Here is a 16,002-nt window from a genome sequence, read left to right on the forward strand (position 1 = left end):
ATCACAAACGTCCCGCCCCTGAGTCTGCCTGTTTGAAACGCAGGACAAACAAGGAGCAGACCCATGAAGGTCAAAACGAACATCCGTGGTGGATTGCTGCCGGTCAGAACCATCGACATCGATTACATCCCGCCCCCCAGTCTGGGTGGTGGATGCCGCGGCTATCCCTAGCCACGGAGGAAGGCCGCGCTGTTGATCGGGTCGCCAGTGGGCAGGTGCATCGCCCGCTCGCGACTCTTTTGTCCGATGGGGGAAGCCCGGCCGTTCCTCCAACAGGGCACCCGGAAGTGCCGTGCATCACAAAGCCGCGCCCCGTGCTCCATCCAGAGGAGAACCCCATCCATCTGGAGCTCCCATGAGCCAGGAAGCCGTGCCGGTCGAGCCCCATGAGACGCTTTACCTGCCCATGCGGCGCCGCTCCACGAGCGAGTACGTGACCACCCCCGAGGGCACTCGGGAACTGCACATCTTCTTCGGTATCAAGGAGATCACGATCGATGAGCCGGACCTGCTCTCCTTCGGTGAGACGCTGCTCCAGCAGGACCAGTTCAGGGCGGGCAGCGCCACCGCGTGGAGCTCGGGTGAGCCCTATCCCTGGGAGCGCGTGAGGGAGTTGCTCGAGACCCTCCTGGCCGAGGACATCCTCTCGCGCGAGGCCCCGAAACCTCTCGCCGGGAGTGACCTGCATCAAAAGTTCCTGAAGACCGAGGCCCTGAGAGAAGCCCCCACCGAGCCCCTGTGGTGGAACCCGGACTGTTCCCGCGTCATGGAGCGGTTGACGGGGCGGCCGCTGGAGCCAGGGTTCCTCGAAACCGTGCTCCCGGTGCATCGCGTCGCACACCCGGCGCTCGACGCGGAGGGCCGCCATGTCGGCGAGATGAACGTCTTCCCCGAGGCCATGCGCATGAAGCTCCCGACGGAGTGGCGGGTGTGCCCCTACCCTGGCAGCCGCTACCGGGACGAGGTGCCGATGAACGTGACGGCCCTCAAGTCGATGACGCGGCACTGGAAGCCCGTGCTGCGGGGAGTGCTCGCGGTCCGCGAGGAGTTCCTGAGCCACCACCCCCTGCTCCCAGACGGACGCTGGCGGCTGGGAGATCTCCACGCCCTGTCCTATGTCGTGCTGGCCCTGCCGGCCCTGTTGCTGATGCGCGCGAACGCGCCCGTGCCCAATGGCGCGTTGGATCCCGTGCTGTCCTCCATGTTCCGGGTGACGGACGGCGTGCGAATGATGACGTCCTACCTGCTCCTGCTCCTGGAGGATTCGCTGACGTACGACGCGCCCATGACGGCAGCCGAGCTGTACCGCCTCACGGAGCAGACCAACCAGTTCCTCTCGAATCGCGGCGTATGCGCCGGTCCCCCGCACATGGTGGAGGAGTTCTTCGAGACGCTGCTGGATGGCAAGCCCGTGTCGGGTGCGCCCCTCCCCACGGCGGAGTGGGATGCCGAAATCCCCGCGGCGATGGAGTACGGGCTGCTCGGAATCCAGCTCTATTCCCTCCAGTCCAACCTCTGGAGCCACATGTGCCGCGCCTACGAGGTGATTCACGCGGCGCTGCTCGGGGTGGAGGATGAGCCGGGGAGTGTCCTGGGCCGGCTGCGCGAACATGTCGAGCGCGATTGGCCGATGATCCTGCGCTCGGGGCTGAATCAGCCCACCGCGCGAGCACTGGCCGAGGCCCGCTACGGCGAGATGTACGAACGCGCCCAGCGTGGCTCGAAGGGTTTCCGGGAGGATGCGCTGCATCGCTTCCAGGACGCATTCACCCCCGCGAGAGACGAGGTGGATGAACAGGCCCGCTCACGGCTCCGGGAGCTGCTCCGCTCGCGCGCGGGCGCTCCCTCGGGGAGCCGGGGAGACGTCCTCGATACCGTGGCGGACACCGTGGCGATGCACCTGGCGATCGAGCGCTCGACACTTCGCGCCATGGAAGGAGCTCAACGCCAGATCAATGCGTTGCTCCAGCGCCCCCACCCGGCACGGAAGCTCTCTGGCGCGGATCTCTCGCTCAATCACCGCCTGCGCATCGGCACCGTCCTCATGCGGCCCCACCTGCTGGACGTGCTCCAGGAGGAGCTGGGCATCACCTTCGACAACACGGAGGACGCCACCTGGTGCCACTGAGGGACACCCTCCGCGAAGGACTACCGGCGGGCAGCGCGCTCGGCCTCGGCCAGGCGCTTCTGCGACAGCTTCAGGTACTGCTCGTCCATGTCGATGCCCACGTAACGCCGGCCCAGCTTCATCGCCGCCACACCCGTGGTGCCGCTGCCGTTGAAGGGGTCCAGCACCACCGCGTCCTCGGGGGTGCTCGCCTCGATGACGCGCTCGAGCAGCGACACCGGCTTCTGCGTGGGGTGGCTGCCGTGCGCCTTCTCCTCGCGGCGCGGCGCCGTCATCGTCCACACGCGGCCAGACTCGTCCGCGGCCAGCTCCTCGTCACCCGTGCGCGGCAGCGCCCACACGTCGCGCATCTGCTTGCCGCCGTTGTCCGCCTTCATCTTCGAGTAGTTGAAGGTGTGCTGGAGCTTCGCGGCCGGCTTGGGCGAGGCCCAGATGAGCAGCTCGGAGGAGTGCGTGAAGTAGCGGCACGCCAGGTTGGGGCTGGCGTTGGGCTTGTACCAGGTGACGGTGTTCAGCAGCTTGTAGCCAAGCTTCTGCATCGCGAAGCCGACCGAGAAGATGACGTGCTGCGTGCCGCTCACCCAGATGGTGCCGGTGGGCTTGAGCACCCGCTGGCAGGCCTTGAGCCACGCGGTGGTGAAGGCGTGGTCCTCGTCCACCCCGCGCGACACGTCCCAGCCGCCCTTGTTCACCGCGGCGCGCTTGCCGTTCTTGCAGGTGAAACCACCGTTGGACAGGAAGTAGGGCGGGTCGGCGAACACCATGTCGAAGGTGCCCGGCTCGAACTGCTCGAGCAGCGCCAGGCTGTCGCCCTGGTACAGCCGGTAGCCATCGCTCTTGGCGAAAAGGCTCTCGCGCAGAGAGGGCTGCTGAACAAGCTTCAGGGCAGTGGCTTCCGCGGACATCTCGCCTCCGTCAGGGGTCGTCGTGACGGGCGGGAATGTGCGGGCAACACGGTGCTACGTCTAAATTTTTGCCTGTAGCACCCTGAAACTTGACGTGGAACGAGGACTCCCGAAACGCCGCGAGCACGGCGGGAGTGCCTCTCATCGAGGCCTTCCAGCGCCGTGCTCGGCGGGTGCTACGCGGTGGTGCGGAAGAGACTAGGCCTTGGCCTTCTTGGCGGTCTTCTTCGCGGCGGGAGCGGCGCCCTCGGCGGGAGCAGCGGCGGCACCCTCGGCGGGAGCGGCGGCACTCGTCCCCGCGCCCGTCCCGTACTTCTTGCGGAACTTCTCCACGCGGCCCGCGGTGTCGAGCAGCTTGTACTTGCCCGTGAAGAAGGGGTGGCAGTTCGAGCAGACTTCCACGGTGAACGAGCCACGCGTGGACTTGGTCTCGACGGTGTTACCGCACGCGCAGGTGATACGGGCGGCCGGGTAGACCGGGTGCAGATCGGGCTTCATTTGGACAACTCCCTGCGCCTTGCCCCCACGCTGGGGTGGGAGGTCTGGCGTTCTAGAGGTAGGCCGGCGCTTATAACGGCGGACCGGTCCTGGCACAAGGCCCGCGACCGGGCCCCGTCCAGACTAGTGAGATGCGGACCCCGGGGGTTCGATTCGCTCCACCCGCTTCTTCACCTCGGGGTCGTCCTGGATGTTGCCGCCCAGGGCGATGTACGAGAGGCGCAGGGAGCGCTCGGTCCCCTGCTTGCCGGATTCCACCTCCAGTGCGAGCGCCTTCTGGCGCGCCTCGAAGTCGGCGATGGTCTCCTGCCACGTCTTCCGGGTCCGCTCGTCCTTCGCCGCTGCCAGGCTCCGCCTCGCCTGCTGGAGGTTGGCCTCGAGCATCTTCAGGTTCTGCCGGGCCCGCTCCGTCCCCGACAGGTCCACGAAGGGCCCCTTCCCCCCCACGGAGAGCGTCAGGTGGCCGATCTCCCGCCCCCGCTCGCCCGTGGGGAGCAGGGTGGCGAAGTCGTTGCGCTGGGCCATGCCCTGCCCCCGTCTGTCGTTCGACTGGAGGATGAGGTCCACGGCGTCGCCCGACTCCATGGAGAGCTTGACGGCCTCCATGTAGGGCATGGCGGCGAGCACCACCACCACGTCCACCTTCTCCTGGGTGCGCAGGCGGCGGGACTCGGCGATGGCCGCCGGCACGGGAGGTCTGCCCACCACGCCCTTCTGGCCAGACACCGGCCCCTCCGGGGAGAGGCCCACCAGGCCGAACTTCACGCCGCCCACCGTCACCACCGTGGAGGCCGGGAAGAGCGGCTTGCCCCCCGCATCCACCAGGTTGGCGGACAGGAGCTTCATCTTCCGGTCCTTCGAGGCGCGGAGGAGGAAGTCCGTCCCGAGCGTCAGATCGCGCTCGCCCACGGCCATGGCCGTGGTGCCCAGCGCATCCATCGTCTCGAGCAGCAGCGTGGCCCGCTCCTTCTCCTTTGGATCACTCCCCTTCGCGGCGAATTTGAAGAGCGCATTGCCCGCGTCCAGCACCAGCACCGGCTTCCCGCCCGCGCGCTCCTGCGAGAAGGCCGTCTTTCGTCTGGCCAGACCGCCAGACGGGTTGTGGCGTCAACCACAGGGGGCGATCTCGCCCCCGTTGTCTCCGGTGAAGAGGAGCACCACCTGCTTCGGCGCCGCGTCCGCCACCCAGGGCGACACCAGCAGCGCGAGCACGGCCAGCAGCAACAGACGCCCGCTCATCAGACGCCCCTTCATTTCTTGCCACCCTTCTTCGCCTTGTCCAGATCGGCCAGGCGCGCCTTGGCCGTCTTGGCCGCATCCGACTTCGGGTAGCCCTTCACGAGCTCCTCGAGCGCCAGCCGCGACTCCTCCTGCATCTTCAGCTTCTTGAAGCAATCCGACGAGCGCAGGTACGCATCCGGCGTGGAGTCCGCCTTGGGGTGCTCCTGCATCAGCTTGCCGTACTCGTAGAGGGCCTCGCGGCACTTGTCCTCGGCGAAGTACGTCTCCCCCAGGCCGAAGTGGGCCTCGGCGGCCAGCGCGTCCTTGGGCCACTTCTTGAGGAACTCCGAGTAGAGCTGCCGGGCCACGGCCACGTCGCCGCCCTTGGCCTTCTCCCGGGCCAGCGCGATGAACTCCTTCTTGTCCGTGGGCCGCTTCAGCTCCTCGGCCTTCTTCCTGGCCTCGGCTTCCTTCAGGGCCTCATCGCCCTTGAGCGCCTGCAGCCGCTTCTCCGTCTCCTCGCTCGTCTTGGTGAGCGCACCCTCCAGCTCGCCAATCTTGTAGAGGTACGTCTCCACCTGGCCGCGCAGCTGGGCCAGGTCCTCCACCGTCTTCTGCAGTTGGATGCCAATGTCCGCGCCCGAGCGGCGCGAGGCGGTGTCCAGGCTCTGCAGCGCCTTGGAGACCTCGGCGATCTTCGCGTCGATCTTCGGCAGCGTGGCGTCGAGCTGATCCCGGGTCTGCTTCAGCTCCGCCTGGAGCTGGGCCTGGGAGGCATCGAGCTTCTCGAGCCGGGACTCCAAGGCGCGGCCGCGGTCCGCGGGGTAGAAGCAGCCGGCAAGCGCGAGCGGGAGGGCGATCAGGGCAAGCCTTCTCATAAGGGGGCGCATCTTACGGTCAAACCCCCTGGCCCGCGCGGGCTTCTTCATGCGCTCGGGGCCCGCCTGCCTGCCCGTCAACGCGACGGAGGCGGACCGGGGCCCCGCTCCACCCGCTCGATGGCGCGCGCGCAGGCCACCTGGAGCCGGGCGTTGTTGAGGAAGAAAGGGGTGGTGCGCGCCCTCCCCTCCTCCAGCGAGCGCAGGGCCCGCCGGTACTCCACGGCGGCCTCGGCCGGCACGCCCCGCTGCTCGAGCAACATCCCCAGCAGGTAGCGCGCCGCGGCCAGGTCCGGGTCCAACACGAGGCAGCGCCGCAGCGCCTCCGCCGTCTGGGGGCTCGCCTCGCCCCCCGAGGAGGCCCACTCCAGCACCTTCGCGAAGAGGGCATCCGCCTCCGTGTGCGCGCCGGCATCCCCGGGCCGCACCTCGGCGGGAGTCTCTGGTTTCGGCGGAGCGGGGATCGCCGGGAAGCGGCCCGACGTGGGGGAGCGCGACGCGAGCAGGGCCCCCACGGCGGGCAGTCCACTGGAGCTCGGCGTACTCCGGGCCACTGGCGGCGCCGCTTCGGTGAAGGCCACGGCCCCCTGCGCCCGCGCATAGAAGAAGGCCTGCTCGAAGCGCACGGTGCGCAGGGCCGGCGGCGCGCGCAGCAACGGCTCCGCCGCCGAGAGCACCAACATCCCCTCGGGGGTCAGCCGCCCCGCCAGTGACGACACCACCCGATCGAAGGGCTCGGGGGCGAAGTAGATGAGGACGTTGCGGCAGACGATGAGATCGAACCCCTGCCCCTCCGCCGCCACCGGGTAGGGCAGGTCCATCAGGTTGTGGCACTCGAAGCGGGCCCGATCCTTCAGGTGCCCCACCAGCGTGAAGCGGCCCCCGCCGGCGGGAAGGAACCAGCGCTCGCGCACCCCGGACGGCACCCGCTGGAACTGCTCCGCGCTGAAGCACAACTCCCGCGCCCGCGCGATGGCCGTCTCCGAGATGTCCGTGCCCAGCACCGTGCTGGAGGGATCCGCGCCCGCCTCGGCGAGCATCACCAGCAGCGTGGCCACCTCCTCGCCCGTGGCGCAGCCCGCGCTCCACACCCGCAGCGGCCGGTGCATCCTCGACACCATCGGCTCCAGCACGTGCATGCGCAGCGCCGCCAGTTGCGGCTCGTCCCGGAAGAGCTCCGTCTTCTGCACGGAGATGGCGTCGATGAGCTCGGCCAGGTCCGCCGCGCCCGCGGGCGACTGCAGGTGCAGCAGGTACTGCGGCGTCAACCCGCCCGGCCGTGCCGTCAGCTTCTCGTCGAGCCGGCGGCACTGCAACTCACTCAAGGCCATGCCCGTCCGCCGCGCCACGAAGGCGTGGAAGGGACTGGTGGCTGGCGGGAAGGCGGGAGGAGTCACCTGCGCTCAGCGCCCCGCGGTGAGCGTCTCACCCCGCGCGAGCCGCACCAGCGCTCCCGCGATGTCGTCACCGTGGACGAGGTGATCCACCGCCTTGCGCGCCACCGACGCACCCGGCATGCCGAACACCACGCACGACTCCTCGTTCTGTGCCAGCGTCAGCCCACCGGCCTGCTTGATGGCGAGCATGCCCTCCGCGCCGTCCTCGCCCATGCCGGTGAGGATGAGCCCCAGGGTGCGCCGCCCGTAGGCCTTGGCCGCGCTCTCCAGCAGCACCGTGCCCGAGGGCATGTGCCCGTCCCGCTCCACGCCCGGCCGCAGCGCCACCCGCCCCCGGAAGGGAATGGACATGTGCTGCCCCGGCGGGGCGATCAGCACGTTGCCCGGCAACAGCTGTTCGCCGTCCGTCGCCAGGCGCACCTTCAACTTCGAGGAATTGGCCAGCCAGCCCGCCAGCGACTCGGAGAATGCGGCGTTGATGTGCTGGACGATGACGATGGGCGTGGGGAAGTCCGCCGGCAGCTCCGAGAGCATCCGGAAGAGGACCTGCGGCCCACCGGTGGAGCTGGCCACCGCGAGCACCCCATAGGGCATGCCCACCGGGGGCGAGGGCGCCACCACCGCCGCCCCACCCGTGCCCGGCAACGGCGGCCGGCGCTGCTTGCTGTTGTGGATGTGCCGGATGACCCGCACCGAGGACAACAGCTTCACCTCGCGCGACAGGTTCCACGCCTCGGTGCCCGCGTCGATGGCGGGTTTGATCTGCAGCGCCAGCGCGCCCAGCTCCAGCGCCCGGCACGTCAGCTCCGGCGCCTGCTGGCGAGGATCCGCCGTCAGCATGAGGATGGGCGTGGGCACCTCGGCCATGATGTGCTCCACGGCCGTGAGCCCATCCATCACCGGCATCTCCACGTCCATGGTGATGACCTGCGGACGCAGCTCCCGCGCGGCCTCCAACGCCTCCTTGCCGTTGGCGCAAGTCCCGACAACCTCCAGGTCCGGATCCCGGCCCAGAGCTTCACAAATCAGCTGTCGGCAGATGTGCGAGTCGTCGACGACCAGCACTGACACTTTCTTGCCCATGTGGCTTCCATACTCCGTGCGCGACGCCCCGAGTATACCCAATTGGGCCCGCTGTCCCGCAGGCGCACGTCAGCCCAGGAGCCGGCCCACCACGTCCACCAGATCCTGACGCACCAGGTCACCCTTGGTGATGTAGCCGTCCGCGCCCGCCGCCAGCCCACGCTGCCGGTCTTCCTCTCCTCCACGCGTGGTGAGAATGACCACCGGGAGGACCTTATGGGTCGCATGGGCCTTGAGCCGGCGGGTCAGCTCCAACCCGTCCACCCGGGGCATTTCCAGGTCGGTGCAGACCAGGTCCACCCGGGGGCCATTGGAGGTGGCGTTGAGCATGTCCAAGGCCTCCATGCCGTCGGTGGCCATGATCACGTCGTACCCCACGGCCTCCAGGAGCGAGCCGATCAGCTCCCGGGTGAGGGGGGAGTCGTCCACCACCAGGATGCGGCGGCGGGGAGCGGGAAGCGGGCGGGCGGCGGCGGGCGCCCGGGGTACCCGCAGACCCATGGCCCCCTGGGCGCTGGCGATGACGTGGGCCGCCGACAGCACCATGGCGAGCCGGCCGTCCGCCAGGGTGGTGGCGCCCGTGAGGTGAGGGAAGCGCGCCAGCAGTCCCTTCAGCGGCAGGATGGCCTGGACGCTCTCCTCCAGGACGCGGTCCACCGCCAGCGCGGCCGTGGCCCCCTGGCTGCGCACCACCAGCACCAGGGCCCCCTCGCCCGCCACCTCCTCCGGCCCCAACCCGAGCAGCGCCCCCAGCGAGGCGAAGGGCATGGGCTGGTCATCCACCTCCAGCACCGCGCGCCCGGCCACCTCGCGGATCTGCGAGGCCTCCACCTTCACGGCCCGCGAGACGTGGGCGGCGCTCAGGCAGAGCGTCTCCTCGGCCACCTTCACGAAGAGCAGCGGGGCCACGGTGAGGGACACCGGCACCCGCAGCTCGAAGCGCGTGCCTCCGCCCGGCGTGGAGGCCACCAGCACGTCTCCCCCCAGCGCCCGGAGCGAGCTGCGCACCGCGTCCAGCCCCACGCCCCGCCCGGAGATGTCCGTGGCCACCTCGCGCGAGGTGAAGCCCGAGAGGAAGATGAGCTCGCGCGCCGCCTGATCCGTCAGCGCCGACGCCGAGGCCTCGTCCAGGAAGCCCTTGCGCACCGCCGCCCGGCGCAGCAACGAGGGCTCCAGGCCCACGCCGTCGTCCTCCACGCGCAGCACCAGCCGGTTGCCGTCCCGCGCGGCCCCCAGCGTCAGCCGTCCGCGCGGGTGCTTGCCCGTGGCCACCCGGTCCACCCGCGACTCCAGGCCATGGTCCAGCGCGTTGCGCACCAGGTGCAGCAAGGGATCCCTCAGCGCCTCCACCACCGCCCGGTCGGCGCGGGTGTCCTCGCCGTCCACCACCAGCTCCGCTTCCTTGCCCAGCTCGCGCGCCAGATCCCTCACCATGCGCGGGTAGGGCTCGAAGAGCACGGAGAGCGGCAGCATGCGCAGGCGCTGCACCTCGTCGGCCACATAGCCCAGGTCGCGCAGCTCCTCGTTGGCCAGCAGCTTCGCCTCGCGGTGGAGGGCGGCGGCCAGTTCCTTCGCCTTGCCGAGCCGCTCCGAGAGCGCGGCGGCCGCCGGGCCCAGGTCCTCCGCGGCCCGCGCCAGCAGACTCAGCTCCCGCGCCAGCTCCAACCGCCGGGTGGTCGCCAGCTCGCGGCGGCGCGATACCTGGGTGAGGTTCGTCACCGCGCTCGTGAGCAGATCCAGGCTGGCCACGCCGATGCGCACCGAGCCGTCCGCCCTGTCTCCCGCGCGCACGCTAGACGCCGAGCCCGTGCGCACCGGCACCTCGGGCGTGGCCGGTGGCATCCGGCTGATGGTGGTGGTGGCCGTGGCCGTCGCGGAAGCCTGCGCGCGCGGAGGCTCCACCGGCACCGACCGGCCCACCAGGGGAGGCCGCGCCGGGGAGGCCGCCGGCACGGGGGGTGACGACGGGGGCGGCGCCTGCCGCGACACCAGCGAGGACACCATGCCGCTCAGCGAAGCCGAGCCCCACGCGGGGGTGACATCCTCCCGCTCGTCCCGATCCTTCTCCGGGGCCTCCTTGCGCGCGGGCGGCACCGGAGGGGACGACGGGCCCGGGATGGAGGCGGGCACCGCCTGACCGGAGACCTCGGCGCGGGTGCACTCCTGCAGCCAGCGCACCAGCTTGTCCACCTCGGGAGGCGGCTGGGCCGGCTCGGGCGACGCACCGGCGAGCACCAGCACCGCGTCTCCCGCCTGGAGCAGCGCGTCGATGGAGCCGGCGGTCATCGCGTGCTCGGCGCGCTCGGTGGAGCGCACCAGCTCCTCCATCTCGTGCACGACGGAGTTGATGGCGTCGAAGCCCATCATCCGGGCCTCGCCCTTCAGCCCGTGCAGCTCGCGCAGCACGGTGCGGCCGGCCTCCAGGCTCGCGCCCGCCTCCAGCTCCACGATGCGGCGGTTGATGCGCTCCAGGCGCACCCCCACCAGCTCCCGGAACTGCTTGAGCAACTTCTCCCGCGCGCTCACACCTTGCCCCCTGGCGCGGGTGGATCGATCTGGAAGCGCTCCACCACCCCTCTCAAGTCACGCGCCAGCGTGGACAGATCTCCATTGGCGCTGATGACCTGCTTGGTGGCGTTGTGGCTCTGCTGGGTGATGCGCAGGATGTCCGCCATGGCCTCGGCGAGCAGATCCGTTCCACCCTGCTGCTGCTGCGTGGCCAGCGAGATGGCCCGCACCGCGTCCGACGTGCGCCCGGCCAGCTCGACGATCTGCCGCAACGACTCGGAGACCTGCTGCGCCAGGGCGGTGCCCGTCTCGGTGGCGCGCACGCCGCCCTCGGTGGCCATCACCGCGCCGCCCGAGGCGTCCTGCACCTCCTCGATGAGCCCCTCTATCTCCTTGGTGGACTCGATGACGTTCTCCGCCAGCCGGCGCATCTCCGCGGCCACCAGCGAGAAGCCCTGCCCCACCTCGCCCGCCTTGGTGCCCTCCAGCTCGGCGTTGAGCGCGAGCAGGTCCGACTTGTCGGCCACGCCGTTGATGAACTCGACGATCTTGCCGATCTGCTGCACGCGCTTGTTCAACCGGGCCACCGCGGTGGCGATGGCCTGGTTGTCGTGACGCATGCGGTTCATCGTCTCGAGGAAGGCCTCGGCGCTGGCCTGACCCTGCCGGGCCGCCGCGAGCGTCTTGTGGGCGATCTCCGCCACCGAGCCCGCGTTCTCGGCGATCTGCCGGGCCGAGCGCGCCAGCTCCTCGGTGGTGGCACTCGTCTCGTCCAGCGAGCTGGCCTGCTCGGCGGCACCGGCCTCGTAGCGCGAGGAGGTGGCGAGGATCTCCTCGGTGGTGGTGCCGATGCGGTAGCCGGCGCGCTGCAACTGGGCCAGCACGTCCGCCAGGTGGGCCCGCATGGTGGAGAAGGCGGCCGAGACGGACCACACCTCGTCCTCGGCGGGGATGATGCGCGGGCGGCTCAAGTCCCCCTCGGCGATGCGGTGGGCGTCCTCGCCCAGCTGGCGCATGGGACGGCCCAGCAACGTGCCACCCAGGTAGGCCGCGGCCAGGGCCACCCCGAAGACGAGCAGGCACAGCGCTCCGCCGGACCACAGCGCCTCGGTACGCAGCAGCTCGGCCAGCTCCGCCTGCCGCTTCGGATCGGCCTCCGTCAGCATCTGATCGAAGGCCCGGTTGGCCAGCGAGTAACTCACGTCCCAGATGAGCGCCGCGGGCGTCACCACGACGATGGCGGTGAAGAGGCTCAGCCGCGTGCGGATCTGCGAGCGCCGGGGCGCCACGGAGATGGCCAGCTCGGGCGTCAGGCCCAGGGGGCCCATGTCCAGCACCACGCGCCGGGCCCGCATCGTGACGATGCAGTACGTCAACAGCGCGGAGAGCGGACCGAAGATCAGCCCCGGCAGGCCGAGGCGCAGGGCCTCCAGCAGGTCCATGGACGCGCCGCTCACCCACAACCCCACGTTGACGAGGACGGAGTTGAGCAGCCACATGGCCAGCGTGGAGACGAAGGAGAAGTCCGCGAGGCCGTGGACCTCCCGCAGCGCCTGCCCGAGCAGCTCCGGCTGGCTCGGCCCTTCCGCGGCCTCCACGACGAGCAGCCCGCGCAGCCGGCGCAGGCAGAGCACCGCCTGCACCACGATGGCGGTGAAGGAGAACACCGCCATCAGCTTGAGGAACAGCGGCAGGCTGTCCTCCAGCCGCTCCCCGATGGTGAGCTGGGCGTAGCGCCCGCTGAGGATGGAGGTGGTGAAGTTGGCGTAGACGACCGCCATCACCAGGCGGCGGCTGAAGGGACGCCGGTAACGCAAGAAGCGCGGGGTCCGCATCACCCGTCCCTCTCCGCCACGCGGAAGCGCTGCACCGTGGCCTTCAAGTCCCTCGCCAGTGCGGAGAGGTCCGTATTGGCCGCCACCATCTGCTGGGTGGCCTCGGCGTTCTCCTCGGTGACGCGCAGGATGTCCCCCATGGCGGCGGCGAGCTGATCCGTGCCCGTCTGCTGCTGCTGGGTGGCCAGGGAGATGGAGCGCACGGCGTGGGACGTCTGCCGCGCCAGCTCGAGGATGAGGCCCAGGCTCTGGTCCACCTGCGCCGCCAGCGAGGCGCCGCGCTCCGTCGTCTTCAACCCCGCCTCGGTGGCCATCACCGCCGCCTGGGTGGCATCGCGGATTTCATCGATGAGCCGCTCGATGGCCAGGGTGGAGGACAGCACGTTCTCCGCCAGCCGGCGCATCTCCGCGGCCACCAGCGAGAAGCCCCGGCCGGGCTCGCCCGCCTTGGTGCCCTCCAGCTCGGCGTTGAGCGCCAGCAGGTCCGACTTGTCGGCGATCTCGTTGATGAACTCCACCACCTTGCCGATCTGCTGCACCCGCTTGTTGAGCCGCACCACGGCATCCGCGATGCCCTGGTTGTCCCCCTTCATGCGGTGCATGGCCGCGAGGAAGGCCGCCGCGCTGCGCTGCCCGCTCTGCGCCGCCCCGAAGGTCGTCTCCGCCATGGTGGACACCGACTCGGCGTTGACGGCGATCTGCTGCGCCGAGCGCGCCAGCTCCTCGGTGGTGGCCCGCGTCTCGTTGAGCGAGATGGCCTGCTCCCCCGCCCCGGACTCCTGGTCCGCCGAGGTGGCCACCAGCTGCTCGGTGGTGGAGGAGATTTGAAGTCCCGCGCGCTGCAACTGCACGAGCGCCTGGGCCAGTTGCGCCTGCATGCGGGTGAAGGCCCCGGACACGGCCCACACCTCGTCCTCGGCGGGGATGAAGCGCGGGGTGCGCACCTCACCCTGGGCGATGCGGGTGGCGTCCTCGGACAGGGCGCGCAGGGGCTCGGCCAGCGCCGTGCCCGCCACGTACGCCGTGCCCACCACCAACAACACCACCAGCCCGGCCAGCACCACCAACGGCTTCCCGGTGGCCTTGCGCGCGTCGTGCACCACCTTGTGCTGCAACGCGGGCGCTCCCCTCGCATCCAGGATCTGATCGACGGTGCGCAGCGTCTGGCTCACCGACACGTCGAGGATGAACATGGACGGGCTGAGCACCGCCACCGCGGTGAACATCACCAGCCGGCGCCGCAGCCGCAGCCGCTCGGCGGGAAGCGCGGCGATGACCTCCTGCGGGGACAGGCCCTGCGCGGCGATGCGCTCGGCGGCCAGGCGGCCCCGGCGCACCACCAGGAGGTAGACGAGCATGGAGGACAGCGGACCGAGCGACAGGCCCACCAGGATGATGCGCATCCCCGTGCTCCACGGCGCCTGGGCCAGGGGCGGGAACGTCACCGCCAGCATCAGCGCGCCCCCCACCCAGCCCTGCAGGGTGAACCAGAAGCAGCGCCCGGGGATGCGGCGGACCTCCTGGAGCGCACGGCGCAGGTTGTCCGGATTGGTCGGCAGCCGCCCCTGCTCCAACGCCCGCAGCACGCGCAGCGCGTGACGCTCCTGGGCGCCGGACAGCACGGCGTTCATCACCAGCACCGCCAGCAGCAACCCCAGGAAGAGCCACCCCCGCCCATCGGGAACCGAGCCGGTGAGACGGCCGTAGAACAGCGCCAGCCCCAACCCCACCAGGCCCCCCAGCCAGGACGGCTGTGTGGTCCACTCCGACAGCCCCTTCATCCCCTCCTGGACCGTCCCCTTCAATCCCTCCAAAGCGCTCACGCGGCCTCCCGGGCGGAGGGCGCCAGGAAACGCCCGAAGTCAACCAACGACATCAACGGCCACAGCGCGCCACGCACCTGGACGAAACCGCGCAGGCTGCCACCCGCCACCCGCTCCAGCAGCGCCGGCGCCGGCAGCAGGGCGAACGGCTCGGAGTCGATCTCCAGCGCGTCCACGCCGACCGCCTCACCCGAGGCGGCCACGAGGATGCGCTCGGCCGCGGTGGACGAACCGAAGGCCTGGCACGCCGCACCGGCCTGGCCCCCGAAGGTGCTCGGCGATTCGATGGTGGCCACCTCGTGCGCGGAGAACGCCACCCGGTGGTCGCCCGCCCGGCACAGGAGCATGCCGGTGATGCTGCGGCTGCCCGTGGCCATGGCTCAGCTTCCCTGGCTGAGGTGATCGAACAGACCCTCGGGATCGATGACCGCCACGTCGCGCTGGGCGCTGCGTGCGGGCCCGCGCAGGTGGAGGTGCACCCCGTTGGCGCCCAGGGGCTCCAGGCGTCCATCCACCTGGGACACGCCGGCCACCCGGCTGGCCGTGAGGGCCAGGGTGCCCCGCGTCAGCCGCACCAGCACGGCGCGGCGAGTGGGCTCGCTCTCCCCGGACACCAGCGTGCTCATGTCCACCACGGGGATGACCTCCCCGCGGTGAGCGAAGACTCCCAACAAGTGCCCGGGGGCTCCGGGCACCCGCGTCAACTCCGGAAAGCTGACGACTTCCGCCGCGCACTCAGCTGGTACGGCGTACCAGCTGCTGCCACAGGCGAATACGAGGTAGGACTGTCGCGTCTCGGTCTCGGTCGAGGCCATTTCGCGCGCAGCCTACCTCAAGGACGGCTAGCGCACGAACTCGACGCGACGGTTGGCCGCCCAGGACTCCTCCGTGGCGCCCTGCTCGACCGGCTTGTTCTCGCCGTAACCCACCGTCTTCAGCTGGCTGGCCGGCACGCCCAGGTCCACCAGGTACTTCTTGACCGAGGCGGCGCGCTTCTGGGACAGCTGGAGGTTGTACTCCTCGGTGCCACGCTCGTCCGCATGCCCGCCGAGCTCGATGCGGGCGCCCGAGTCCTTGATGCACTGGGCCAGCTCGCTCAGCTGGCTCTGGGCCTCGGTGGGCAGGGTGGACTCGTTGAAGCCGAAGCGCAGCGGCTCATAGTTGCACTCGGCCTTCTGGGCGACGGCCACGCACTTGTTCTCCTTGCACTCCTGGTCCCCACCGCAGTCGGTGTTGGAGTTGCAGGCGCCCGGCGGCAGCGCGCAGCGGCCCTTCTGGCACTCCTGGGCGCCCTGGCACTGGTCCTTGGAGGTGCACTGCGGCTCGGCGCACTTGCCGGCCTCGCAGATCTTCCCGCCCGTGCACTGCTCATCGCGCGAGCACTCGGGGCCCTTGGGAACGCACTTGTTCTCCTGGCACGCGAAGCCCTCCTTGCAGTTGGCGTCGGAAGCACACTCCTGGCAGGAGCCGTTCACGCAGACCTCGCCCTTCTCCTGGCAGGTCTCATCGCTGTTGCACTTGGGGTAGGTCGGCGGGCAGCCGGCCAGCACCGTCACAGCGAGGGCGAGCCCCGCGACCATCGAAATCCGACGCATTTCTCCTCCAAAAAAAAGGACGTCCCAAGGACGAGTCACACCTGATACGAGCCGTCCGCGTCTAGCCCGCACCGGAACGTGGAGTCAAAGGCTTTTGTCCCTTCTGGAAGGTTGCACCCGGCTTCGAAGCC

At 70.2% G+C, this 16,002-nt stretch carries 13 protein-coding genes and 1 pseudogene; 1 reads left to right on the forward strand and 13 read right to left on the reverse strand.

All coding sequences use genetic code 11. The features are described 5' to 3' along the window. Window positions 1-355 precede the first annotated feature (355 nt). The gene (locus BO221_RS19435; RefSeq protein WP_073561983.1) at window positions 356-2,128 is read left to right on the forward strand and encodes a hypothetical protein; all 1,773 of its coding nucleotides are present in this window, start codon (window positions 356-358) and stop codon (window positions 2,126-2,128) included. 20 nt (window positions 2,129-2,148) lie between these two features. Here the strand turns inward: BO221_RS19435 and BO221_RS19440 are convergent, their stop codons facing one another. The 13 genes and pseudogenes from BO221_RS19440 to BO221_RS19495 form a co-directional block, all read right to left on the reverse strand. Then, window positions 2,149-3,033 (reverse strand): site-specific DNA-methyltransferase, encoded by an 885-nt coding sequence (locus BO221_RS19440; RefSeq protein ID WP_073561984.1) that lies wholly within the window; start codon window positions 3,031-3,033, stop codon window positions 2,149-2,151. Between the two features lie 279 nt (window positions 3,034-3,312). Further along, window positions 3,313-3,531: pseudogene (rpmE, locus tag BO221_RS19445) on the reverse strand (50S ribosomal protein L31); the annotation flags it as partial. A gap of 123 nt (window positions 3,532-3,654) precedes the next feature. Further along, window positions 3,655-4,566 (reverse strand): 5'-nucleotidase, encoded by a 912-nt coding sequence (locus BO221_RS19450; protein ID WP_073561986.1) that lies wholly within the window; start codon window positions 4,564-4,566, stop codon window positions 3,655-3,657. Window positions 4,567-4,638: 72 nt separating this feature from the next. Beyond that, entirely contained in the window at window positions 4,639-4,785 is a 147-nt protein-coding gene (locus BO221_RS54905) for a hypothetical protein (protein ID WP_158079879.1), read from the reverse strand. Then, window positions 4,782-5,630 (reverse strand): tetratricopeptide repeat protein, encoded by an 849-nt coding sequence (locus BO221_RS19455; RefSeq protein ID WP_143195557.1) that lies wholly within the window; start codon window positions 5,628-5,630, stop codon window positions 4,782-4,784. Before BO221_RS19455 ends, BO221_RS54905 begins: the two co-directional genes overlap by 4 nt. Before the next feature lie 77 nt (window positions 5,631-5,707). Then, window positions 5,708-7,027, reverse strand: a complete 1,320-nt coding sequence (locus BO221_RS19460; RefSeq protein WP_073561987.1) for a CheR family methyltransferase — start codon at window positions 7,025-7,027, stop codon at window positions 5,708-5,710. Window positions 7,028-7,033: 6 nt separating this feature from the next. Beyond that, on the reverse strand, window positions 7,034-8,110 hold the full coding sequence (gene cheB, locus BO221_RS19465) for a chemotaxis-specific protein-glutamate methyltransferase CheB (RefSeq protein ID WP_073561988.1): 1,077 nt from the start codon (window positions 8,108-8,110) through the stop codon (window positions 7,034-7,036). A 69-nt stretch (window positions 8,111-8,179) separates the two neighbouring features. Further along, window positions 8,180-10,636, reverse strand: coding sequence for a response regulator (locus tag BO221_RS19470; RefSeq protein WP_073561989.1), 2,457 nt, complete (start codon window positions 10,634-10,636; stop codon window positions 8,180-8,182). Beyond that, the gene (locus BO221_RS19475) at window positions 10,633-12,453 is read right to left on the reverse strand and encodes a methyl-accepting chemotaxis protein (RefSeq protein WP_073561990.1); all 1,821 of its coding nucleotides are present in this window, start codon (window positions 12,451-12,453) and stop codon (window positions 10,633-10,635) included. The genes BO221_RS19470 and BO221_RS19475 overlap by 4 nt, the downstream gene beginning before the upstream one ends. Continuing rightward, entirely contained in the window at window positions 12,453-14,234 is a 1,782-nt protein-coding gene (locus tag BO221_RS19480; RefSeq protein ID WP_073561991.1) for a methyl-accepting chemotaxis protein, read from the reverse strand. Before BO221_RS19480 ends, BO221_RS19475 begins: the two co-directional genes overlap by 1 nt. Before the next feature lie 38 nt (window positions 14,235-14,272). Next, the gene (locus BO221_RS19485) at window positions 14,273-14,653 is read right to left on the reverse strand and encodes a protein CrdC (protein ID WP_073561992.1); all 381 of its coding nucleotides are present in this window, start codon (window positions 14,651-14,653) and stop codon (window positions 14,273-14,275) included. Between the two features lie 3 nt (window positions 14,654-14,656). After that, window positions 14,657-15,091 (reverse strand): chemotaxis protein CheW, encoded by a 435-nt coding sequence (locus BO221_RS19490; RefSeq protein ID WP_043403672.1) that lies wholly within the window; start codon window positions 15,089-15,091, stop codon window positions 14,657-14,659. Between the two features lie 27 nt (window positions 15,092-15,118). Then, window positions 15,119-15,871: an OmpA family protein gene (locus BO221_RS19495; protein WP_073561993.1), complete on the reverse strand. Its 753-nt coding sequence runs from the start codon at window positions 15,869-15,871 to the stop codon at window positions 15,119-15,121. Window positions 15,872-16,002: the final 131 nt, after the last annotated feature.

Source organism: Archangium sp. Cb G35 (assembly GCF_001896145.1).
GTDB lineage: Bacteria > Myxococcota > Myxococcia > Myxococcales > Myxococcaceae > Archangium > Archangium violaceum.

Coding starts and splice junctions, on each gene's coding strand:
- BO221_RS19435 (WP_073561983.1), top strand. CDS start 356: ATGAGCCAGGAAGCCGTGCCGGTCGAGCCCCATGAGACGCTTTACCTG.
- BO221_RS19440 (WP_073561984.1), bottom strand. CDS start 3,033: ATGTCCGCGGAAGCCACTGCCCTGAAGCTTGTTCAGCAGCCCTCTCTG.
- BO221_RS54905 (WP_158079879.1), bottom strand. CDS start 4,785: ATGAAGGGGCGTCTGATGAGCGGGCGTCTGTTGCTGCTGGCCGTGCTC.
- BO221_RS19455 (WP_143195557.1), bottom strand. CDS start 5,630: ATGAGAAGGCTTGCCCTGATCGCCCTCCCGCTCGCGCTTGCCGGCTGC.
- cheB (WP_073561988.1), bottom strand. CDS start 8,110: ATGGGCAAGAAAGTGTCAGTGCTGGTCGTCGACGACTCGCACATCTGC.
- BO221_RS19475 (WP_073561990.1), bottom strand. CDS start 12,453: ATGCGGACCCCGCGCTTCTTGCGTTACCGGCGTCCCTTCAGCCGCCGC.
- BO221_RS19480 (WP_073561991.1), bottom strand. CDS start 14,234: ATGAAGGGGCTGTCGGAGTGGACCACACAGCCGTCCTGGCTGGGGGGC.
- BO221_RS19485 (WP_073561992.1), bottom strand. CDS start 14,653: ATGGCCACGGGCAGCCGCAGCATCACCGGCATGCTCCTGTGCCGGGCG.
- BO221_RS19490 (WP_043403672.1), bottom strand. CDS start 15,091: ATGGCCTCGACCGAGACCGAGACGCGACAGTCCTACCTCGTATTCGCC.
- BO221_RS19495 (WP_073561993.1), bottom strand. CDS start 15,871: ATGCGTCGGATTTCGATGGTCGCGGGGCTCGCCCTCGCTGTGACGGTG.